The organism is Nocardiopsis sp. NPDC006938, from assembly GCF_042869555.1.
Taxonomy (GTDB): Bacteria; Actinomycetota; Actinomycetes; order Streptosporangiales; family Streptosporangiaceae; genus Nocardiopsis.
Genome location: NZ_JBIAGA010000003.1, coordinates 212,042 through 232,136 on the forward strand (window position 1 = coordinate 212,042; position 20,095 = coordinate 232,136).

At 71.4% G+C, this 20,095-nt stretch carries 23 protein-coding genes; 16 read left to right on the forward strand and 7 right to left on the reverse strand.

Going from position 1 to position 20,095, the window contains the following annotated elements; genetic code table 11:
* The first annotated feature begins 72 nt into the window (after nucleotides 1-72).
* The 6 genes from ACFYL4_RS06375 to ACFYL4_RS06400 all read left to right on the forward strand — a co-directional run bounded on the left by ACFYL4_RS06375 (nucleotide 73) and on the right by ACFYL4_RS06400 (nucleotide 5,557).
* The gene (locus ACFYL4_RS06375; protein ID WP_387516897.1) at nucleotides 73-1,404 is read left to right on the forward strand and encodes an ATP/GTP-binding protein; all 1,332 of its coding nucleotides are present in this window, start codon (nucleotides 73-75) and stop codon (nucleotides 1,402-1,404) included.
* Nucleotides 1,401-1,967, forward strand: a complete 567-nt coding sequence (locus tag ACFYL4_RS06380; RefSeq protein ID WP_387516899.1) for an RloB family protein — start codon at nucleotides 1,401-1,403, stop codon at nucleotides 1,965-1,967. The genes ACFYL4_RS06375 and ACFYL4_RS06380 overlap by 4 nt, the downstream gene beginning before the upstream one ends.
* Nucleotides 1,968-2,084: 117 nt before the next feature.
* The gene (gene hemL / locus ACFYL4_RS06385; protein WP_387516901.1) at nucleotides 2,085-3,386 is read left to right on the forward strand and encodes a glutamate-1-semialdehyde 2,1-aminomutase; all 1,302 of its coding nucleotides are present in this window, start codon (nucleotides 2,085-2,087) and stop codon (nucleotides 3,384-3,386) included.
* 34 nt (nucleotides 3,387-3,420) lie between these two features.
* On the forward strand, nucleotides 3,421-4,056 hold the full coding sequence (locus ACFYL4_RS06390) for a histidine phosphatase family protein (protein ID WP_357756620.1): 636 nt from the start codon (nucleotides 3,421-3,423) through the stop codon (nucleotides 4,054-4,056).
* A gap of 220 nt (nucleotides 4,057-4,276) precedes the next feature.
* Nucleotides 4,277-4,375, forward strand: a complete 99-nt coding sequence (locus ACFYL4_RS06395; RefSeq protein WP_013155353.1) for a 30S ribosomal protein bS22 — start codon at nucleotides 4,277-4,279, stop codon at nucleotides 4,373-4,375.
* Between the two features lie 231 nt (nucleotides 4,376-4,606).
* Nucleotides 4,607-5,557, forward strand: a complete 951-nt coding sequence (locus tag ACFYL4_RS06400; RefSeq protein WP_357756622.1) for an NAD-dependent epimerase/dehydratase family protein — start codon at nucleotides 4,607-4,609, stop codon at nucleotides 5,555-5,557.
* A gap of 113 nt (nucleotides 5,558-5,670) precedes the next feature.
* Here ACFYL4_RS06400 and ACFYL4_RS06405 read toward each other — a convergent pair whose 3' ends face one another.
* Complete coding sequence (locus ACFYL4_RS06405) at nucleotides 5,671-6,168, reverse strand: MarR family winged helix-turn-helix transcriptional regulator (RefSeq protein ID WP_387516905.1); 498 nt, start codon at nucleotides 6,166-6,168, stop codon at nucleotides 5,671-5,673.
* Nucleotides 6,169-6,270: 102 nt separating this feature from the next.
* Between ACFYL4_RS06405 and ACFYL4_RS06410 the strand changes: the two genes are divergently transcribed.
* Nucleotides 6,271-6,951, forward strand: coding sequence for a hypothetical protein (locus tag ACFYL4_RS06410; protein ID WP_387516907.1), 681 nt, complete (start codon nucleotides 6,271-6,273; stop codon nucleotides 6,949-6,951).
* Nucleotides 6,952-7,043: 92 nt separating this feature from the next.
* On the opposite strand, the gene ACFYL4_RS06415 is transcribed toward ACFYL4_RS06410, so the two are convergent.
* A complete protein-coding gene (locus ACFYL4_RS06415; protein ID WP_357756630.1) occupies nucleotides 7,044-7,850 on the reverse strand; it encodes an HAD-IB family hydrolase in 807 nt (268 codons plus the stop codon).
* Between the two features lie 241 nt (nucleotides 7,851-8,091).
* Between ACFYL4_RS06415 and ACFYL4_RS06420 the strand changes: the two genes are divergently transcribed.
* From ACFYL4_RS06420 to ACFYL4_RS06445, 6 genes are all read left to right on the forward strand, one after another.
* Entirely contained in the window at nucleotides 8,092-9,249 is a 1,158-nt protein-coding gene (locus ACFYL4_RS06420) for a putative quinol monooxygenase (protein ID WP_387516909.1), read from the forward strand.
* Nucleotides 9,250-9,490: 241 nt separating this feature from the next.
* Nucleotides 9,491-10,189: a DUF2993 domain-containing protein gene (locus ACFYL4_RS06425; RefSeq protein ID WP_357756635.1), complete on the forward strand. Its 699-nt coding sequence runs from the start codon at nucleotides 9,491-9,493 to the stop codon at nucleotides 10,187-10,189.
* Nucleotides 10,189-10,512, forward strand: a complete 324-nt coding sequence (locus ACFYL4_RS06430; protein ID WP_357756639.1) for a thioredoxin family protein — start codon at nucleotides 10,189-10,191, stop codon at nucleotides 10,510-10,512. The genes ACFYL4_RS06425 and ACFYL4_RS06430 overlap by 1 nt, the downstream gene beginning before the upstream one ends.
* 272 nt (nucleotides 10,513-10,784) lie before the next feature.
* Nucleotides 10,785-10,871: a putative leader peptide gene (locus ACFYL4_RS06435; protein WP_355267795.1), complete on the forward strand. Its 87-nt coding sequence runs from the start codon at nucleotides 10,785-10,787 to the stop codon at nucleotides 10,869-10,871.
* A 372-nt stretch (nucleotides 10,872-11,243) separates the two neighbouring features.
* The gene (locus ACFYL4_RS06440; RefSeq protein WP_357756641.1) at nucleotides 11,244-12,089 is read left to right on the forward strand and encodes a sulfurtransferase; all 846 of its coding nucleotides are present in this window, start codon (nucleotides 11,244-11,246) and stop codon (nucleotides 12,087-12,089) included.
* On the forward strand, nucleotides 12,086-12,391 hold the full coding sequence (locus ACFYL4_RS06445) for a DUF1416 domain-containing protein (protein WP_387516912.1): 306 nt from the start codon (nucleotides 12,086-12,088) through the stop codon (nucleotides 12,389-12,391). Before ACFYL4_RS06440 ends, ACFYL4_RS06445 begins: the two co-directional genes overlap by 4 nt.
* Before the next feature lie 79 nt (nucleotides 12,392-12,470).
* Here the strand turns inward: ACFYL4_RS06445 and ACFYL4_RS06450 are convergent, their stop codons facing one another.
* A complete protein-coding gene (locus ACFYL4_RS06450) occupies nucleotides 12,471-12,974 on the reverse strand; it encodes a hypothetical protein (RefSeq protein ID WP_387516914.1) in 504 nt (167 codons plus the stop codon).
* Between the two features lie 476 nt (nucleotides 12,975-13,450).
* On the opposite strand from ACFYL4_RS06450, the gene ACFYL4_RS06455 reads away from it, so the two are divergent.
* The 3 genes from ACFYL4_RS06455 (at nucleotide 13,451) to ACFYL4_RS06465 (ending at nucleotide 17,753) form a co-directional block, all read left to right on the forward strand.
* On the forward strand, nucleotides 13,451-15,685 hold the full coding sequence (locus ACFYL4_RS06455) for a hypothetical protein (protein WP_387516916.1): 2,235 nt from the start codon (nucleotides 13,451-13,453) through the stop codon (nucleotides 15,683-15,685).
* A gap of 86 nt (nucleotides 15,686-15,771) precedes the next feature.
* On the forward strand, nucleotides 15,772-17,028 hold the full coding sequence (locus ACFYL4_RS06460; RefSeq protein ID WP_387516918.1) for a MurT ligase domain-containing protein: 1,257 nt from the start codon (nucleotides 15,772-15,774) through the stop codon (nucleotides 17,026-17,028).
* Between the two features lie 11 nt (nucleotides 17,029-17,039).
* Nucleotides 17,040-17,753 (forward strand): glutamine amidotransferase, encoded by a 714-nt coding sequence (locus ACFYL4_RS06465; RefSeq protein WP_357756654.1) that lies wholly within the window; start codon nucleotides 17,040-17,042, stop codon nucleotides 17,751-17,753.
* An 88-nt stretch (nucleotides 17,754-17,841) separates the two neighbouring features.
* On the opposite strand, the gene ACFYL4_RS06470 is transcribed toward ACFYL4_RS06465, so the two are convergent.
* The 4 genes from ACFYL4_RS06470 to ACFYL4_RS06485 form a co-directional block, all read right to left on the reverse strand.
* On the reverse strand, nucleotides 17,842-18,183 hold the full coding sequence (locus tag ACFYL4_RS06470; RefSeq protein WP_387516920.1) for a hypothetical protein: 342 nt from the start codon (nucleotides 18,181-18,183) through the stop codon (nucleotides 17,842-17,844).
* Nucleotides 18,184-18,332: 149 nt separating this feature from the next.
* Nucleotides 18,333-18,689, reverse strand: a complete 357-nt coding sequence (locus ACFYL4_RS06475; protein ID WP_387516922.1) for an ATP-binding protein — start codon at nucleotides 18,687-18,689, stop codon at nucleotides 18,333-18,335.
* 274 nt (nucleotides 18,690-18,963) lie between these two features.
* The gene (locus tag ACFYL4_RS06480; RefSeq protein ID WP_387516924.1) at nucleotides 18,964-19,482 is read right to left on the reverse strand and encodes a hypothetical protein; all 519 of its coding nucleotides are present in this window, start codon (nucleotides 19,480-19,482) and stop codon (nucleotides 18,964-18,966) included.
* Nucleotides 19,482-20,090: an ATP-binding protein gene (locus ACFYL4_RS06485; RefSeq protein WP_387516926.1), complete on the reverse strand. Its 609-nt coding sequence runs from the start codon at nucleotides 20,088-20,090 to the stop codon at nucleotides 19,482-19,484. The genes ACFYL4_RS06480 and ACFYL4_RS06485 overlap by 1 nt, the downstream gene beginning before the upstream one ends.
* Nucleotides 20,091-20,095 lie beyond the last annotated feature (5 nt).

Here is a 20,095-nt window from a genome sequence, read left to right on the forward strand (position 1 = left end):
GCATGCTTCCTCTGTGTGGTTTTCACGCAGAACCAGCGGTGGGGCCACCCAGAAACAGGGGAGTGATGTCCGATGCTGCTGAGTTTCCGCGTGGAGAACCACAAGTCCATCCGTGAGGAACAGCAACTCCTGCTCACCCCCGTTTATGACGACGCCCGCCCCGAATCCGCCGATTGGGAGGCCGTCACCGTCGCGGGAATCTTCGGAGCCAACGCCTCCGGGAAGTCCAACCTGCTCGACGCGCTGGTCTTCATGCGGGACACCGTTCGCTGGTCCATGAACAACGCGGAACCCGGCGGCGCAATCCGCAGGCAGCCCTTCGCGTTGGACACCGAAGCAGCCACGGACCCCTCCGTCTTCGTCGTCGATCTGATGATCTCCGGTGTGCGCCACACCTACGGCTTCGCCGTCGACGACGAGCGTGTGACCGAGGAGTGGCTGTACACCTATCCCAAGCGCCGCAGGCGCGTCCTCTTCGAGCGCGACGGTGCGGAGTTCACGTTCGGCGACAGCGCTCCCGCCAAGCTCCGGCAGGTGAAGGACATCACCGGCCCCAACATCCTCTTCCTGACCGTCGCCGCACGTGCCTCGAACGAGGACGTCGAGCCGATCTACCGGTGGTTCTCCGACGACCTCACCTTCGCGTCGGAGCGGAGCTCACGGCGTCCCACCTGGTTGACGGAGCGACAGGTGACGCTGGAGGAGTTGGCGCGTCTCGGAGACCTCCTGCGCTCCGCTGACACCGGCGTCCACTCCGTCGCACTCAGGACGTGGTCGGAGAACGTCGGAGGGCTCGTGCACACGGCCGAAGGACGTGTGGTTGCGTCCGAGGAGCGTCGGGAATCGCTCAGGGAGGAAACGGGAAGGGTCGAGCGTGGCGAGCGCGGTCCCTCGTCCGAACTCCTCTTTCACCACGGTGACTCCTCCGCCCGTCCCTTCACATGGGATGAAGAGTCCCAGGGCACCAGGTCACTCGCCGCGCTGGGCTACGAGGTCCAGGGCGTTCTCGCTGGCGGGGGAGTGTTGGTCGTCGACGAACTCGACGCCAGCCTGCACCCGCATCTCTCGGCACAGGTGATCTCGCTCTTCCAGGACCCGGTCAGGAACCCTCACGGCGCGCAGCTCGTCTTCACCAGCCATGATGCCGCGCTCTTGGGGCAGATCCGGGGGGAACACGTCCTCTTGCGCGATCATGTCTGGTTCGTGGAGAAGGACGCGTGTGGAAGAACCACTCTCCATCCACTCAGCGACTTGAGACCCAGAGGTGAGGAGAACCGGGCCCGACGCTATCTGGTGGGGCTCTACGGAGGGGTTCCGGACCTCGATGAGTCCAGTCTTCGAGACGCTCTCGTCGAGAGGGACCTCGAGGCGAGGGGCCCTGATCCGGAAGGCGCGCATCGGTGAGCAAACGGGCCAAACGGCGCAGCGAGCTGGATAGGCGTCGGGTCGCCGCGAAGCGCAACCGCAGAATCTTCCTGATCGTCTGCGAGGGTGAGACGGAGAAGCGGTACTTCGACTCGTTGCGCGGGCACCGTGGAGTCCAGATCCACGCTGTGCACGTTCGTCGGGCGAAGCACCCGCAGAGGGAGCGTGTGGTCCGCACGGCCGTAGAGGCGGAACGGAGCGACTACACCGGGGTCTGGGCGGTCTTCGACACGGACGGGGACGACGTCACCGAACTCTGCCGCGAGGCCGCACGCAAGGGTGTCGAGACGGCCTGCTCCACACCCACCTTCGAAACCTGGCTGCTCCTCCACCTCGGTGACCACCGGGCGGCGCTCGGCTCCGGAGCCAAGGCCGAGAAAGCCCTCCAAGCCCTCCTTCCCTCCTGGAGCAAGGGCCGCACCCGGTTCGAGGACTTCGCGCACGGCCTCCAGGACGCCGTCGAGCGTGCCGAACTCCTCCCGCCCGGAGGGGACCCCAGCACCGGGGTGCACCGCCTCATCCGCGTGATCCTGCGGGAGTGAACCGCGCGCCCCGCCACGCGCGCCCCCGCCACGCGCGGCCCCGCCCCCCGCGGGGCGCGCGTGCGTTGCGGGGCGGGTCACGGTCGCCGGGCGGGACACAGCTGACACACTGGTGAGGTGGGTACTCAACAGACTTCAGCAGAGCTCTTCCAGCGGGCGGCCAACGTCGTCCCCGGCGGCGTGAACTCGCCCGTCCGCGCCTTCGGGGCGGTCGGCGGCACCCCGCCGTTCTTCGTCAAGGGCGAAGGCCCCTACCTCACGGACTCCGACGGGCGCCAGTACGTCGACCTCGTCTGCTCGTGGGGGCCGCTCGTCCTGGGGCACGCCGCCCCGAGCGTGGTGGAGGCCCTGCACGCGGCCGTCGACGCCGGGACCTCCTACGGTGCCCCGACCCCCGGCGAGGTGGAGCTGGCCGAGCTGATCGTCGAGCGCACCCCCGTCGAGAAGGTGCGCCTGGTCAACTCCGGTACCGAGGCCACCATGTCCGCGATCCGCCTCGCGCGCGGGTTCACCGGGCGCAGCAAGATCGTCAAGTTCGCGGGTAACTACCACGGCCACGTGGACGCCCTCCTGGCCGCCGCCGGATCGGGGCTGGCCACCTTCGCCCTCCCCGACTCCCCGGGCGTCACCGGTGCCAGCGCCGCCGACACCCTGGTGCTGCCCTACAACGACGTCGAGGCCGTGGAGCGCGCCTTCGCCGAGCACGGCGACGAGATCGCCTGCGTGATCGCCGAGGCCTGCCCCGCCAACATGGGTGTCGTCCCGCCCCGGGCCGGGTTCAACGCCCGCCTCAAGGAGATCGCGCACGCCCACGGTGCGCTGCTGATCCTGGACGAGGTCCTCACCGGGTTCCGGGTCAGCGCCTCCGGCTGGTTCGGCCTGGAGGGCGTGGCCCCCGACCTCGTGACCTTCGGCAAGGTCATGGGCGGCGGCCTGCCCGCGGCGGCGTTCGGCGGCCGCGCCGAGATCATGGACCGGCTCGCCCCGAACGGACCCGTCTACCAGGCGGGCACCCTCTCCGGTAACCCGCTGGCCACCGCGGCCGGGCTGGCCACCCTGCGCGGCGCGACCCCCGAGGTGTACGCGCACATCGACCGGGTCTCCGCCCGCGTCGAGGCGGAGGTCTCCAAGGCGCTCGCCGCCGAGGGCGTGACCCACCGCGTCCAGGGCGGCGGCAACCTCTTCACGGTGTTCTTCACCGACGCCGAGGTCACCGACTTCGACAGCGCCCGCACCACGGACACCCGGGTGTTCGCCGCGTTCTTCCACGCCATGCTCGAACAGGGCGTCTACCTTCCGCCCGCCGCGTTCGAAGCGTGGTTCTTCTCCTCCGCACACGACGAGGCCGCCGTGGACAGGGTGGTCGGGGCCCTGCCCGCGGCCGCCCGGGCGGCGGCACGGGCCCAGTCCCAGGGCTGAACCGACCCGCACCCCGGAAGGAAGTACCTCCACGATGACCACGACCACCGTCGTCCACCTGCTCCGGCACGGAGAGGTGTTCAACCCCGACAAGGTCCTGTACGGCAGACTCCCCGACTATCACCTGAGCGACCGGGGGCAGCGGATGGCCGAGATGGCCGCCGAGTGGTTCGAGGGCCACGACATCGCGGCCCTGTACTCGTCACCGCTGGACCGTACGCAGGAGACGGCCGTACCGCTCCAGAAGGCCTTCGACCTCCCGGTCAGCCTCGACGACCGCCTGATCGAGGCGGCCAACAAGTTCGAGGGGATGTCGCTGTCCTCCAAGTCGGCGCGGGACCCCCAGGTGCTCAAGCGCCTGTACAACCCCTTCCGGCCCTCGTGGGGCGAGCCCTACCAGGACATCGTCGACCGCATGGTCGAGGTCATCAAGGTCGTGCGCCGGGCCGCCTGGGGCCGAGAGGCCGTGTGTGTCAGCCACCAGCTGCCGATCTGGATGGCTCGTCGCGCCGCCGAGGGCAGGCGGCTGTGGCACCGACCCGACCTGCGGGAATGTAACCTCGCCAGTGTCACGTCGCTGACCTTCGCGGATCAGCGGCTGGCCAGTGTCAGCTACGCCGAACCGGCCGCCGTCCTCTACGGCGACGGTCCGTCTCTTCCCGGGGCGTGATCCGGCCGGGTTGCCCGTAGCGGTAAGCTGGGCCCACGGGTGCGGTAGACGTGTGTACCAGTGACCGTCGTCCTCCCCGGGGCCCGCCCCGGTCGCACCGGCCACCCGCGCCCCGTGCGCGTGTGCCCGGGCGAGCCCAGCAACCGCATCCGAGCCAGCAGGTGTTCGTCACCAGTGGTTCGGCATGTCCGTACTCACTCGTCAGCGAGAAGGTGATCCCATGGGTTCCGTCATCAAGAAGCGCCGCAAGCGGATGGCGAAGAAGAAGCACCGCAAGCTGCTCAAGCGCACGCGTGTGGCGCGTCGCAACAAGAAGTAGGAGCGTTCGCGACGTAGGTCGTCTCTCCGCGGGCGCGGGCGGGCCGTTGGCACGCCCCGGACGCGGAGACACTTCACTTTCCCTGCCCGGCCCCGGCCGGAGCGGCGGAATTTTCCGGGTGCACGACTGTTGTGGAACACAGGTCACCGTCACCGGGTCGCCTCCTCGGGGAGGTGAGCGGTCCGTGGCCCATCCGGATCACCACCGTCTCCTTCCAAGGAACGTGTCTCCATGGCTCGTGTCGTACTCGTCACCGGGGTCTCCAGCCCCCTCGCGGCCGGGGTCGCCCGGACCCTGAGCCGGGGTCCCGGTGTCGACCGGGTGATCGGCGTGGACTCCGCCCCCGTGCCGCACGGCGCCCCGGGCGTCGAGTACCAGCACGTCGACCTGCACGACGGCAGCCTGGACCGCATCGTGGCCGAGTCCGGCGCCGACCTGGTCCTGCACCTCGGTCTGGACGCCGGCGACGACCCCAACCGGGAGGAGAACCTCCTGGGCACCATGCGGGTCCTGGGCGCCGCCCAGCGCTCATCCACCGTCCGCCGCCTGGTGGTGCGTTCCAGCGCCACCCTGGACGCCGACGACGCGGCGGAGGTCGAGCGGCACACGCGCGGTCTCCAGCGCCGCCGCCCGGACCTGTCCGTGGCCGTCCTGAGGTTCGCGAACCTCATCGGCCCTTCGGTGGACACCCCGCTCACCCGTTATCTGGACTCCCGTGTCGTGCCCACCGTGATGGGCCGCGATCCGCGCGTGCAGTTCCTGCACGAGGACGACGGGGCCGAGGCGCTGGTGCGCATGGCGCTCAGCGACCGGACCGGTTTCTTCGACGTCTCCGGGGCCGACGCGGTCCCGCTCTCCCACTGCCTGCGCCGCGTGGGCGGCCAGCGTCTGCCGGTCCCCGCCCGAGGCCTGCGCGTCCTGCGCGGGGTGGCCCGGCACGGCCGGATCGACTACGCCAGCTCCAGCGCCGCCCGGGCGGTGCGAGCGGGGCTGGAGGCGTCCCGTCTGGACCCGGCGCCGCTGAGCCGGGCCCTGGAGTGGTCCCCGGCCTACAGCTCCATCGAGGCCTTCGAGTCGTACGCGCACGGGCGTCGCGGCGCGCCCCGGGGCGGTCGGTCCCGTGGGGCGGGGCTCCGCCCGATCCACGTCATCGCCCTGGCCCGGGCCACCCTGGGCCGCTAGCGGCCGGAGCGCGGCCCAAGGTGGCCGGAGCTCCCTGCCACGGACGGCCCGGGCGCGGCACGCCGGGGGCGGGGCGGCGCGAGTCGGCCGCCCCGGGGGCGGCGTCGACCCCCTCAGCGCTCGTCCAACTCGTCCGCCCAGGCGCGCAGTCCGGCGGCGAACCCCTCCCGGTCGCGTGCGGACAGCCGCTCCATCGCCCGTCGCAGCGGCGCGGCCCGTGCCGCCACCAGCGACTCCACGGAGCGCCGGTGGTTGTCGGCCAGGCTCAGCAGGGTGCGTCTGCGGTTGTCCGGGTCCTCCTGGGCGACCACCAGCCCCGCCCGTCTGAGGTCCCCGGCCAGTTCGCTGGCGGTGGGCAGTGACACCGACATGCGCCGGGCCAGTTCGGACACGCCGACCGACGCGACCACGGCCAGCTGCGCGAGCGCTCCGCCGTGGCGCGCGGTGAGTCCGTGCCGTGAGAACACCTCCGCGACGTCGGGGGGCATCTCCGCGCGTACCCGCCGAAAGTAGACCTCCAACCGCGGTACGACGCCCAGCTCCGCCACGAGCTGGCGGTCCCGTTCGTCGGGCGTGTCCGGTGTCCCGTCTCCGGTCGTGTCGTCGATCATGTGGTGTGTGTTCTCCAACTGTTGGTGAATCCGAAGCTTCGGGTTAGGGTACGGGCACGGGCCGGGACCTCCGCGCCCGGGCTGCCGGAGGAGAGGCCCGCCATGCCCAGGAACCCCGGGGAGCCCGCCGGGAGCGGTTTCCTCGACCCGCTTCCGTACGGCTACGTGTACGTCGGAGCCCGTGTGGCGCCTCCCTCCCGGGGCCCCTTCGTCCGGCGCGACCGGGAGCGCGAACGCGTCCTGGCCCGGTTCCGGGTGCTCTCCGAGGAGCTGGAGGATCTGCCGTCGGTGGTGTCCACCACCGTGTACGAGGCCGTGTTCATGCCCCCGTTGGAGGGGGCGCCGCGCTTCGACGCCGTCCTGCTCGTCACCGTGGCCACCCCCGCCGACGTGGCCCGGGTGCTGACCAGCGCCCCCTACCGCCAGCTGGACGGCGAACTCGTGATGACCGCCCGCAACACACGGCGGATCGGGGAGACCGGCGACGACCCCTCGGCGGTGTTCCTCCTCAACCACTTCACCGCTCCCGACCCCGAACGGGCGGTGGCCGTCTGGGAGGAGCTGGCCCGCTGGTACGTCGACCGGTTGGGGGTGGACAACTCCACCCTGCTCCAGCCGCTGGACGACGCGTCCTGGACGCTCGTGAACCACGTGCGCCTGCCGGGCGGGCCGGTGCGCTTCCTGCTCGCCCAGATCACGAGGCCCGACTTCTTCCGGCGGGTGCGCTCGGCGCTACGGGCCGAGGGCATGCGGGCCCGTCCCGTCTTCTACCGGCGCCGGTGAGGCCGGTGCCGGACGACGGCCCCAGGCCGGGTGCGCGGGCCGTACGGGGCCCTGGGCGGCCGTGCGGCGGCCTCCGGGTGGTTCGGTCGTGCTCAGCGCGGCGCGAGCGCTCTGCGGTGTCTGACAGCGCGCACCGCCACGGCTCCGGCCACCGCGCCCGCGACGGCGGCGGGCAGGGCCACCTTCAGCGCGGCCCGGTGCTTGCGGAAGTCGTGCACCGGCCACTCGTGGGTACGGGCGTACCGGCGCAGGTCCCCGTCCGGGTTGACGGCGTGCGGGTCCCCGACCAGCGACAGCAGGGGCAGGTCGTTCGAGGAGTCGCTGTAGGCGGAGCAGGCGGACAGGTCCCACCCCTCCCGGCGAGCCAGCGCGCGCACCGCGACGGCCTTGGCCGGACCGTGCATGAGGTCGCCGTTGAGCCGCCCGGTGTACACGCCGTCCACGCACTCGGCCTCGGTGCCGAGCGCACCGGTCAGTCCGAGGCGGCGGCGGATGATCTGGGCCAGTTCCACCGGTGTCGCGGTGACGAGCCACACCGGGCGGCCCGCGTCCAGGTGCTCCTGTACGAGGGCGCGGGTGCCCTCCCAGATCCGGTCGGCCATCGTGTCGTCGTAGATCTCCTCGCACAGGGTGACCAGGTCCTCGACGTCGTGTCCGGCGACGAAGGCGAGGGCGGCCTCGCGGGCCGCGTTGATGTGCTCGGGCTGCTCGCTGCCGGTCACCCGGAACACCGTCTGTCCCCACGCGAACCGCATGAGGTCGCGGGTGGTGAACAGGTCGCGGGAGGCGAGGCCGCGGGCGAAGTGGTAGATCGACGCGCCCCGCATGAGTGTGTTGTCCACGTCGAAGAAAGCGGCTCCGGGGCCGACCGGTTTCGGGGAAACGGCGTCGTGTGACACGGTTCTCTCCTGGCTGTGGTGGGGGAGGCAGCCCTCCGGATGTCCGGGGTGGCGCTTCCCCGCGTACTGCGAGCCTATGGCCCCCCGTGGGCGCTGCGCGGCGACAGGGCGACGGCGTGAAAGCTGGTGATGAAGATCACAGTGTAGAGCCTGGTTTCGGGCTCCACTCTGCGGGATCTCCATGGTCGTCGTACCCGAAAAAGTGCACGCGGTGCACATCCACCCTTGACCGTGCAGCATCATGGTCGGGATGGTCACGGTAGGACTGACATTCATCAGCGCGTTGGTGGGCTGGAGCGCCACCGCCGCGCTGACCGCGTATGCCCAACGCCGTCCCGGCGTCGCCGCGGTCGCCTGGCTGATCGCGTCCCTGGCGATGACGGTCGGCCTCAGCGCGGCGGTGATCGGGGTGCTCTTCGACTTCGGTCAGGTCACCTTCCGACTCCTGCATATCGGTGTCAGCCTCCTCGGTCCGCTCTTCGCGGCCTGGGGCGCGGTGGAGTTCGCCGTCCGTTCGCCCAACGGTCGCTTCACGACGCGGCTCTTCGTCACCGCCCTGACCATCGTCCCCCTGGTGGTGCTCGGCGTCGACCGCATCAGCGGCCGCTTCGACGCCGCATTCCCTCCCCTGGGAGACCACTACGACCTCATTCCCCGCACGCTGGTCAACGGCGTGCAGGGCTTCGTCGTCGTCCTCCTCGTCCTCGCGATCGTCGCCCTCGTGCGGCGCGGTCTGCGCGGCTCCGGTCGAACCGATCTGGCCGTGCTGGGCCTGGTCGCGCTCGCCGTGCTCCTGTCCGTCGTGGTCGGACGCGCGGGGCTGGGCGTCCTCGGCCCGCTCCTGCTCCTCGGTGCGGTCTCGTCCCTGTGGGGCGCCGGAGCGCTGGCCGCCAAGCCGCGCCGGGACGCCTATGACGACGAGTACGACGACTACTACGACGACGAGTACGACGACGAAGACGACGAACTCGACGACGAGCCCCAGGAGCAGCCCGTGCGCCGCAAGCGCCGTAACGCCGAGAACTACGACGACCTCTACGCCGAGGCCCCGCCCGCCCCGCCGAGCAAGCTCCGGGGCGTCATCACCATCTACACGCTCGCCGACGGCCAGGGCGCCGGGTTCGACCAGCTCGCCAACGCGGTGGTGGCCGAGGTCTCCAAGCGCGAGCCGGACACCCTGCTGTTCGCCGCGCACACCGTGCCCAGCGCCCCCCTCCAGCGCATCGTCTACGCGATCTACCGGGACGAGCTGGCCCAGGAGGAGCACGAGCAGCAGCCGCACGTCATGGAGTTCACACGGCGCCTCTCCGCGCACGTGGTGGCCACCAACGTGATCGAGCTCTCCCTCTCCGGTGCCGCCGCGACAGACGGCCTCGCCGCCATGCTGATGCCCCGCTGACCAGGCGTTATACGCCTCCGCTCGTCCCTCCGGCACGGCCGGCGGGACCGCGTGCCACCCGTGACACCGCCCTCCCACGCAACCATGTACGGGCCTGCGGCGTCCCATCCCGGGTGAAGTACCCTTCCCTACAGGTTTTTCATGACCGGCACCCGTCGGGTGCCGATGGCGTGTGACCGAGACCGGCCGGATGACCCAGCCGAGAGCCGCGCCGGAGCCAAAGAAAGTTGCTGGGAGCCCGATGCGCAAGTTTCTTGTCGTCTTCCTGATCCTGCTCGCCGCCCTCGTCGTCGTGGCGGACGTGGGAGCGCGTTCGTTCGCGCAGAACACCCTGGCCGGCCGTCTGGCCGACCAGATGGAGATGTCCGAGGACCCGGACGTGTCCATCGAGGGCTGGGCCTTCCTGCCGCAGGTGGTCAGCGGTACCTACACCGAGGTCAACATCGAGGCCGCCAGCGCCACGATGGGCGGGGTGACGGTGGAGAACATCGAGGCCACCGCCTCCGACGTCGAGGCGCCGTTGAGCGACCTCATGGACCAGCCCACGGTGACCGCGGGCAAGGTGGACGGTTCCTTCGTGGTCCCCTACGCCTACTTCAACCCGTACCTGCCCGAGGGCATGACCATCACGACGGAGAACGGCGAGCCGCGCATCAACGGTGAGCTGGCCGTCCCGGAGATGGGCCGCAGCGTCTCGGTCTCCAGCGGTGGCGAGTTCACGGTCGACGGCGACACCCTGCACGTCACCCCGGTCGGCATCGAGGTGGGGGACGTACCGGTCAACATCGACGACCTCGTCTCGAACATGCTGACCTTCAGCGCCCAGGTGCCCGAGCTGCCCTTCGGCCTGACCGCCAAGGACATGGAGGCCACGTCCAACGGCCTCCGGATCACCGGCACCGGCACCGACGTCCCGCTGATGGGCTCCGAGGCCGTCTGATGGACCCGGCGGCCCAGACGCTCGGCTCCGACGTGCTCGGCGCCGGGCTGGGCGCACGGGCCACGCTCGTGCAGTTCTCCAGCGCCTTCTGCCAGCCCTGTCGCGCCACCCGTCGCGTCCTGGAGGACGTGGCGGGCATGGTGGAAGGGGTGGCGCACGTGGAGGTCGACGCGGAGTCGCGCCTGGACCTCGTGCGCCGACTGGGGGTCCGTTCGACCCCCGCGGTGTTCGTTCTCGACGCCGGGGGCCGGGTGGTGCGCCGGGCGGAGGGCCAGCCCCGCCGCGCGGACGTGATCGCCGCCCTCGGCGAAGCCGTGCTGTGAGGGCCTCCGCGACGCGAGCCGACCCCGCCCCGGAGCCGAGGGCGTCCCGATCGGCCCCGTGACCGCCGAGCCGACGCGGTCGCCATGGTCGCCTTGGTCGCGCTGATCGCGCGCCCCGCTTCCCGGCACGAGGCCGACCTCGGCGCGATGGGCCCGCCTCCCGGGCGCTCCACAGGCCCCGGAAGCCCGATTCGTCCCACATTCTGGAACGATCGTCCTGTGATCCAGGACACCAGTGACAAGAGCGAGCGCCGGGCTGTAGCGTCTAGGGCGTGACTTCCTTGACGAGCGCGTATCTGACGAAGCGACGAGCGGTGGACTTCTGCCGCGTCGCTGCCGCGCTCTGTCCGTGTCCCTAGGGCGGACGGGCCCTTCGAGCCCCCGCTCGCCCCGTGCGACCGGCCCCTTCCGCGCACGCTGTGGTTGACGACGCCGTACACCCGTCGTCCCTCCCGGAAACCGACCAGACCCGACGGACGCCCCGGCTCCGCCGCCACTGTCGGTGACCCCGGAGTCATCCTCCGCGCTGCCCGGAACGGCTCGACCTCGCCGCGCCCGCCCCTGACCACGCGTAGTGCCTTTCCCCATCCCTTCCCGAACCCGGTGTTGAGCCGGTGCTCCCCCGGGGTAGGGGAAGGCCGCCTGAGACCCCTGATTCCGGGCACCGCGCCCCCGGAACGCGACGCACCGACCGCACACGCGACACCGCACAGAAACACAGGAGGTTCCCCATGAGCCGCTCAGACGTCCTCGTGGACGCCGCATGGGTGGAGGCTCACCTGGACGACGCCGACGTCGTCCTGGTCGAGGTGGACGAGGACACGTCCGCCTACGACAAGGGCCACATCCCCGGCGCCGTGAAGATCGACTGGAGGACGGACCTCCAGGACCCGGTCCGCCGTGACTTCGTGGACCGCGCCGGGTTCGAGAAGCTGCTCTCCGCCAAGGGCATCGGAAACGACGACCAGGTCATCCTGTACGGCGGCAACAACAACTGGTTCGCGGCCTACGCCTACTGGTACTTCAAGCTCTACGGCCACGACAACGTCCGGCTGCTCGACGGCGGCCGCAAGAAGTGGGAGCTCGACTCCCGCGAACTGGTCGAGGAGGTCCCGCAGCGGGCCGCCACCGAGTACAGCGCCAAGGAGCAGGACGCGTCCATCCGGGCCTTCCGCGACGAGGTCGTCGACGCCATCGGCACCAAGGACCTGGTCGACGTCCGTTCCCCCGACGAGTTCACCGGCAAGCTGCTGGCCCCCGCGCACCTGCCGCAGGAGACCTCGCAGCGTCCGGGCCACATCCCGACCGCGCGCAACATCCCGTGGGCCAAGACCGCCAACGAGGACGGCACCTTCAAGACCGCCGAGGAGCTGCGCGCGCTCTACACCGACGCCGGTGTGGACCTCGACAAGGACATCATCGCCTACTGCCGTATCGGCGAGCGCTCCTCGCACACGTGGTTCGCCCTGCACGAGATCGTCGGGCTGGAGAACGTCAAGAACTACGACGGCTCGTGGACCGAGTACGGCTCGCTGGTGGGCGTCCCGGTCGAGCTCGGAGAGGCTGAGGCCAAGTGAGTGACAGCTGCGGAGCACCCGAGGGCGGCGTCGCCCTGGGCGACGTCGACGCGGGCAACCAGGCGGTCATCCAGGGCACGGTGACCCGTGACGGCCAGCCCCTGCGCGGCGCCTACGCCCGTCTGCTGAACGCCTCCGACGACTTCGTCGGCGAGGTCGCCACCGGTGACGAGGGCACCTTCCGCTTCTTCGCGGCGGACGGCGAGTGGAAGCTGCGGGTGCTGGCCTCCCAGGGCTTCACCGGCGAGTACCGGGTGACGGCCGAGGTCGGCAAGGTCATCGACGTCCGGGTCGAGGCCTGACGGTAGTACCACCGCGCGCGGCGCCGGTGTCGGGACGCGTCACTCGGTCCGACACCGGCGCCGCGCCGTTCGCGCGCCCTCAGCGTTCCCGGGGCGCGGCGGGCTCCTCGGGGACGACCACGTGGAGCGCGGCCAGCTCCCGGTTGGCCTCCAGGGCCCGTCGCGCCCGGTCGAGTGCGACCTGTCGGACGAAGGGGGCGCAGAGGGCGACGGGGAACAGGGCGAACGCCATCCACAGGACCGGGCCCGGGTAGGAGTAGTGGATCGAGAACAGGCTGATCCCCATGCAGTTGACGCTCGCGCCGCTGACGAGCCACGGGTTGTCGAGCCTGCGCACGCGGTGTTCGGCCGCCCTGACCGTGAGGTGGGCCAGCGCGGGGTCGGGGGCGACCGTGCCGTCGCGCAGGTGGGCGCGCACCGGGCGCCGCTCCGCGCTGGTGGGTTCCTCGCGGGCCAGGGCCCGTTCGCTCCAGGTGAACCGCTTGCGTCGGAAGCTCCAGATCGCTCCCAGGACCAAGAGGACCAGCGCGGCGCTCTGGAGGAGTAGCCCGAGCAGGGGGAGCGCGTGCGTCTGGACGATCATGGGGGCTCCTCGCCGACCGCCCGCGCCCGGGTCTCACCCGGGCGGGGCGCGTCAGGGGTGGGGGATGTGGGCCCGGGCGGTGCCGTGCGGTTCGGCCGCGGCGGCACCGTGTCCATGATGTCGAGTTCGTGTGTGCGCGTGGGTGTCTGGGGGGAAGGCGTCGGCGCTCGTTCGTCCACGAACCCCGCCACCTGGACCGGAGGGCGAGGAGCCCTGGCCCGCGCGGCCCCCACCTGGTCGTGAGCCACCCGCGAGGAGGTCGCTCCGGGGCGGTTGTCCACAGGTGGGGAGCGGGGACTGGAAAGCGGTGGGCGGCCCTGCTTCACTGAAGATCACGGTTGGTGCCGCAGTCGGTCGCCGACCGTGGCCAGCACGCCGGGCGCGGCCCTTCGCCCTGCCCTCCGCCCCCCAGGCCGGAACCGGCGTGACCGTACCCGCGGCGGCGCCCCTTCCGCCGGTCAGGAGGTGTTCGGACGGTGCCCACAGCACGGTCGTCTGCGACCGCTGCCACGACGCCCCGAGGCGAGGCGGGACGCACCTACCTCGGGTGGCGGCACAGGGTGGTGCTGCCTCCGCCCGGACCGGCCCCGCGCCGCCCGGCTCCCGCGGACGCCCGCACCCTCAGCCGGGAGTGGGTCGCGGGGCAGATGGAGGGCGAGGCCCTCACCAACCGCCCGCTCTACTTCGCCCTGGGCGGGCTCGGCCTGTTCGCCCTGCTCTGCCCGCTGCTGTGGACCCTGCGCATCCTCCCGGGCAGTCTGGCCCTGGGCGGGGTGTGCGCCTGCGCGGCCATCGCGGCCCCGGTGCTCGTCGCCCTGGTCCAGAGCCGGCAGGTGATGGCCTCCCGGCTCGAACGCGCGCGGGCGCGGCTGGAGGAGGAACGGGCCGCACGGGAGCGGGCCCTCCACGACCAGCAGCGCGAACACGCCCGCCGGTACACCGAGTGGCAGGCCGCCGCGCGCGCCTACGAGGCCCAACCGCGCTGGTACGGGGTGACGGTCCCGCCGCGGACCTCGGCCGTGCTCGTGGTGGGCGGAACCGACGCGGGCTGGTCCGCTCTGCTCACCACCGTCGGCGTCTCGCGACTGCGGGAGGGCGGCGACCTCACCGTCGTCGACCTCACCGGACGCTCCGTCGCCAGGGAACTGGTCCGCCTGGCCCGGCGCTGCGCGGTGGGCCCCCGCCAGTGGGTGCTCCCCGCCGACCTGCCGCGCATGACCCTGGGCACCAACCTGGACGCCGGGCAGCGGGCGCGCATCCTCTCGGCGGTGGCCGCCGCCTCGGGGCGCGCGGAGGACGCCGACGCCGACGAGACCCTCCTGCTGCGCCTGTTGGAGGTGCTCGGCCCGGACGTGGGGGTGGCCCGGCTCATCGGTGGCCTACGGGCCCTGGTCACCCCGGAGGGCGACGCCGCCGAGGACGACACCGCCCTGGCCCTGCTCTCCCCGGCCGAGCGCGCGCGGGTACGGGAGCGCTGCGCGGGCGACCCCGGGGTGCGCGCCCGCGCCTGGACGCTGGAGAACCGGCTCAGCCCCTTCGAGGCCGTGGGTACCAGGGCCGACGACACCGCGTACGCCCAGGTGAAGATCATCTCCACCGACCGCGCCTCGGGGGAGGCCGCGGCCCGGGTCTACGGCACGTACGCCGTGGCCGCGCTCGGCGAGCTGTTGGAGGCCCGGGCTCCCGACTGCGTGGCGGGCGGCGGGCGCCGCCCGGCCCGGCCCGACCGCACCCGCAGCGTCGTCGTCTGCGGCGCGGAGATCCTGCCCCCCGACGAGGTGGAACAGGTCCTGGCCTCCGCCGCCGAGGGCGGGGTGGAGGTGGTCCTGCTGTTCCGCGCGGCCGTCCCCGCCGTCCTGGAACTCCTCTCCGACACCACCTGCCTGCCGGTCCTCATGGGTCAGGGCGCCGACGCGGACCAGGTCGCCGAGGCGGTCGCGGGGATGGTCGGGGCCGCGCGGTCCGACCCGCGCGACCTGGAGGCGCACCCGCTCACCGAGGTGATCGGCACGGCGGTGGGCGGCACGGTGCTCGACCCCGACGACACGGAGGAGCCCGACGACGACCTCCTGTTCCCCTCGCCGCACACCGAGTCCGGAGCGCTGATCCGCGACGCCGCCGCCGCGATCGCCCCCCTCGACCTGGTCCGGCATGTGAGATCGGCCACCGTGTGGGGCAGGGTCACCGGCGAGGCCGTCGAGATGGACGTGCCGGAGCCGGGCACCGCGCAGGGGGGCCCGCGCGCGCGAGTCCTCGGGCCGGACGCGGCGTCCCTGCGGGGGCTGCCGTCGACGGCGGCCCTGGTCCTGACACCGGACGGACCGGTGCTGACCGACACCAACCCGGGTATCCTCACCCTGTCCACGGCCACCCTGGCCACGGTGGACGAGCTTCGGAACTCCGGTACCAGCGGGAACGTTGGGAACGGTGGTGGTACCGGGGCCTCGGCCACGGGCCGGAGAACCGGAGGGAGCACCGGGCTCCGCGGACGCCGCAGAGAGCGTCCGGTCGGTTCGGAGCCGCCCGACGGTGCCGTTCCGAACACCACCGACACACCGGACGGCCTCGGCCCGGACGTCACCACCGGGGCGACCGGCGCGAACGGTGGCTCCGACACCGCCGGAGCGCTCGGCACCGCCGACCACCCGGGGCCCCACGCGGTCCCGCCCAACCTCGGGCCGCCACCCGAGCGTCTGGACTGGCGGGTCTGAGGTTCGGTGGACAATAGGCTTGGCCCGACACATCGCCCGCCGCCGAAGCGCGTTCGTGCGGGTGATCTAGCGATCGTGGAGAATTGATGAGCGAGCTTCCCTTGCGCGCCCAACTGGCCTCGGTACTGGGCAGGAGCGCAGCCAGCCTGTCCAGGGCCACCGGACGCGGAGACGGCTCCGTCATCGGTGGGCGCGTCGCCCTCAAGGTCGAACCCGACCTGCTCGCCAAACTCGCCCAGGGCCGCCGCCTGGCCCTGATCAGCGCCACCAACGGCAAGACGACCACCACCCGGCTCATCGCGCAGGCCCTGCGCGAGTTCGGGGACGTGGCGACCAACGAGCACGGCGCGAACATGCCCACCGGGCACATCACCGCCCTGTCCGACAACAAGTCGGCCGTCAACGGTGTGCTGGAGGTGGACGAGAAGTATCTCCCCCAGGTGCTCAAGGCCACCAACCCCTCCTTCGTGGTCCTGATGAACCTCAGCCGCGACCAGATGGACCGCGCCTCCGAGATCAACCTGCTTGCGAAGAAGTGGCGGACCGCCCTGTCGCAGAGCAACACCCACGTCATCGCCAACGCCGACGACCCGCTGGTGGCCTGGGCGGGGCTCGGCGCCCCGAACGCCACCTGGGTGTCGGCCGGTCAGCGCTGGAAGGAGGACTCCTGGTGCTGCCCCGAGTGCGGCGGCCACCTCAAGCGCGACACCGACCCGCACTGGGAGTGCCCCGAGTGCGGTCTGGCGCGGCCCCGGGCCACCTGGGCGGTGGACAACGACAACGACCTGCTGATCGCCCCCGACGGACAGCAGATCAAGCTCCGGATGAACCTGCCCGGTGACGCCAACCGGGCCAACGCGGCGATCGCCGCCGCCACCGCCGCCGGGTACGGCATGCACCCCGAACGCACCATCGAGCGGCTGCGCGAGGTCACCTCGGTGGCCGGGCGCTACACCTCGGTGGTCACCATGGGGGTCGAGGTCCGTCTGCTGCTCGCCAAGAACCCGGCCGGGTGGCTGGAGTCGTTCGCGGTCCTGGACCCGCCCCGCGTCCCCGTGATCCTCGCGGTGAACGCCCAGATCCCCGATGGCAAGGACACCTCCTGGCTCTGGGACGTCGACTACACGGTGCTGCGCGACCGCAGGGTGTTCGTCATGGGCGAGCGCCGTACCGACCTCGCGCTGCGCCTGGAGACCGACGAGGTGCCCTTCGAGACCGCCGACCGCGTGGACGAGGTGCTGGCCAAGCTCAAGGCCGAGCGCCCCGACATCACCAAGGTCGACGTCATCGCCAACTACACAGCCTTCCAGCAGATCCGCACGGCGTACGGCCGCGTCCAGTAGGAGACACACCCATGTCGAACACCAGCAGCGCCCTGCGGATCGTGTGGATCTACCCCGACCTGCTCAGCACGTACGGGGACCAGGGCAACGTCCTCATCCTCAAGCGCCGCGCCGAACTGCGCGGCATCCCCACCGAGATCGTGCACGTGCACTCCAGCGACCCGGTGCCCGAGCAGGGCGACATCTACCTGCTCGGCGGCGGCGAGGACCGTCCGCAGATCCTGGCCGCCGAGCGCCTGCGCTCGGACGGCGGGCTGGCCCGGGCCGCCGCGCGCGGGGCGTGCGTTTTCGCGGTCTGCGCCGGATACCAGATCATCGGTGAGAGCTACGGCGACGACGAGGCCAACCCGCTCCCGGGCGTGGGCATCCTCGACATCCGCAGCAACCGGGGGCAGACCCGCGCCGTGGGTGAGATCGTCGCCGACGTCGACCCGGCTTTGGGTGTCGGCCGGATCACCGGTTTCGAGAACCACCAGGGGCGCACGCAGATCGGCCCGCAGGCTCGGCCGCTGTCCACCACGGTGAAGGGGATCGGTAACGACGACCACACCGAGGGCGCCTACCAGGGGCAGATCCTCGGCACCTACCTGCACGGTCCGGCCCTGCCGCGCAACCCGCAGCTGGCCGACCTGCTGCTGCGCTGGCGCGTCGGCCAGCTCAACCCGCTTCCCCCGGCCTGGGGCGAGCGTCTGCACGACGAGCGTCTGGCGGCCGCCCTGCGCTAGGCGGACCCCCTACGAGGCGGTGGCACGGGCGCGAGGACTGACCGCCCCGGGGCCCGGCGTGTGTGCCGGGCCCCGGTTCGTTGTTCGGTTAGATCGGGATGCCGATGTCGGGTGCCAGGCTCGCTCCCAGGGTTTCCATGGCGGTCTGTCCCAGGAGGAGGGTGGCTCCGATGGCGGTGGCGGGCCAGCCCCACCAGCGGCGGGGCGCCCGGTGGCGGCCCCGGGTGCGGACCGGTTCTGCCTCGGGCTCGGTTCGGGTGTCGGCGGCGGCCTGTCGGGCTTCGCGGGCTTTCTGTTCGCGGTGTTGACGGGCGACCTTGACCCAGTGCGGCACCGGTCCGTGTTGGAGCATGTACGCGACCCGGGGGTTGCCGTCCATCTGGCGGAGCAGTCGTTCCTGTCGGGCCTGGTGGGTCTCCTCCCAGGGCATCTCCGATCGGGAAGCTTCCGTCTGGGGTTCCTTCGGCGGAATCGAGACGGCCCGGAGCGGACGCCCGGCCGGTCGGGTGAAGCGGTGGCCTCGCGGGGCGGTCAGGACCGACCGCACTTCGGCACGAACCTGAGCGCTGATGTGCTCCGTCATCGGGTGCCCCCAGCGGTGGCCAAGGCCGGGAGGGTGAACTCGGCCCAGATGACCGTGCCCAGCCCCTCGCAGAAGGGGAAGTCCAGCACGGGCCGGAACCCCCACTTCGATGCCAGCTCACCGACCATGAGCAGGCCACGGCCGCGTTCGGCCTGCTCCCAGTCCTTGCGGGTGCGCCTGCGCGGAACCCTCGGGAGGGAGCCGGTGGTGTCGGTGCGGGTGCCGTCGTCGATGATCGACACCCTCACCAGCCCCGGGGCAGGTGTCTCCAGGGTGCGGACCACCCTGCCGTCCGGGTCCTGTCCGGAGCGGGAGTGCTCGCAGGCGTTGGCGAACATCTCGCTGACGCACAAGCACCATCTCTTCGCGCACCTCGCCCGGTACCCCGGTCAGGCGGGTGAGGTCGGTGTCCAGGTCGGAGCGGACCTGGCTGGTGTGGGAGAGCTGTCCGGGGTAGACCTGGCACTCCCACCGGAGCCCATCACCGGGAGGGCTGTTCGTGTGCTTGCGGGCAGGGGTGTGCGGCACAATGGCCATGTCGGCAATCTCTTCTCTTCAAGGATGCTTGGTTGTCGGCCTGCTCTGGGGGTGTTGTCGCACCCGCCAGAGCCTTTTTCATGAACGCCTTTAGGCGGCGGTTGGGGGTTCCGGGTCGTGCTGGTGGTCGGCGCGGTGGCGCTGGGCCAGCAGGCGGAAGAGTTCGGTGCGGGTGGGGGCGGTGATCCTCTCGAACGGGTCACCCTCACCCACCCAGCCCAGGGGGCGTCGGCCCACGAACACCTCGTTCGGGGGAGTTCCCTCGATGGTCATGACCCAGTGGGTGTGCAGCAGCTCCGACAACTCGCGTTCGAGAACCGGAAACGTCTGCGTGGGGGTGTTCTGCCTCGGCACCGATCCCGGGACCGGCCTGTTTCCAGGGACCCGGGTGGGGGCGGGGTAGTCGTGTACGGCCTGGTCGATGAGCGCCATGGCCCGTTCCGCGTCGCCTTCCTCCCGGGCGATACGCAGCGCCTCCAGCACCAGAGGCATGCGGTTGCGCAGGGTGTGGTTGTGCCACACGTCCTCCTGCGCGGGAGTCAGATACTCGGGAGCGGTGAGCGCGTTTTCGGCGCTTTCGAGCAGGTCCCTGGTGTCGATGTCCAACATCAGCACTCCACCTCGTTCTTGCCGATGTCCTCGGCGTCGTCGGTGTCTTCGGTGTCGATCTGCATCCATGGGTTGTCGGTGAGGTCGTAGGCCAGGAAGAACCACACCTGCCGGAACTTCGGATCGCCGTTGTCGCCCCACCGGTCCGCCAGAGCGTCGATCAGCGCCAACCCCCGACCCTTCGCGGTGCCCGCCTCGATCTCCTCGAACGTGGCGGCGGTGAAGTTGCCCTTCTCCTGCGGCAGACGGCTGCCCTGGTCACGGCAGATCAACGTCATCCCCTTAGCACCCCGATCCACCGTCAAGGTGTAGGTGCTTCCTCGCTCGCTCGACCGTGAGTGGGCGATGGCATTGTTCGCCAACTCGCAACCCAGCAGGGTGAACAGGAACTGGAACTCCTCACACCGCTCGGCGGCGCTGGTGTCCAGGAACGCGCGGACCAGGGGCATCAGGCCGGGGAGTCCGGCGAAGGAGTACTGGCGCTTGCGGTAGGGCGGGCCGACGGTGCGGGAGAAGTAGTGGGAGTGGAACGGCTTGATGAAGCTCGCCACGGGGGCTACCACCTCACGGTGGGCCAGTTCGGGGGAGAACGGCGGAGCGGGCCTCACCAGGT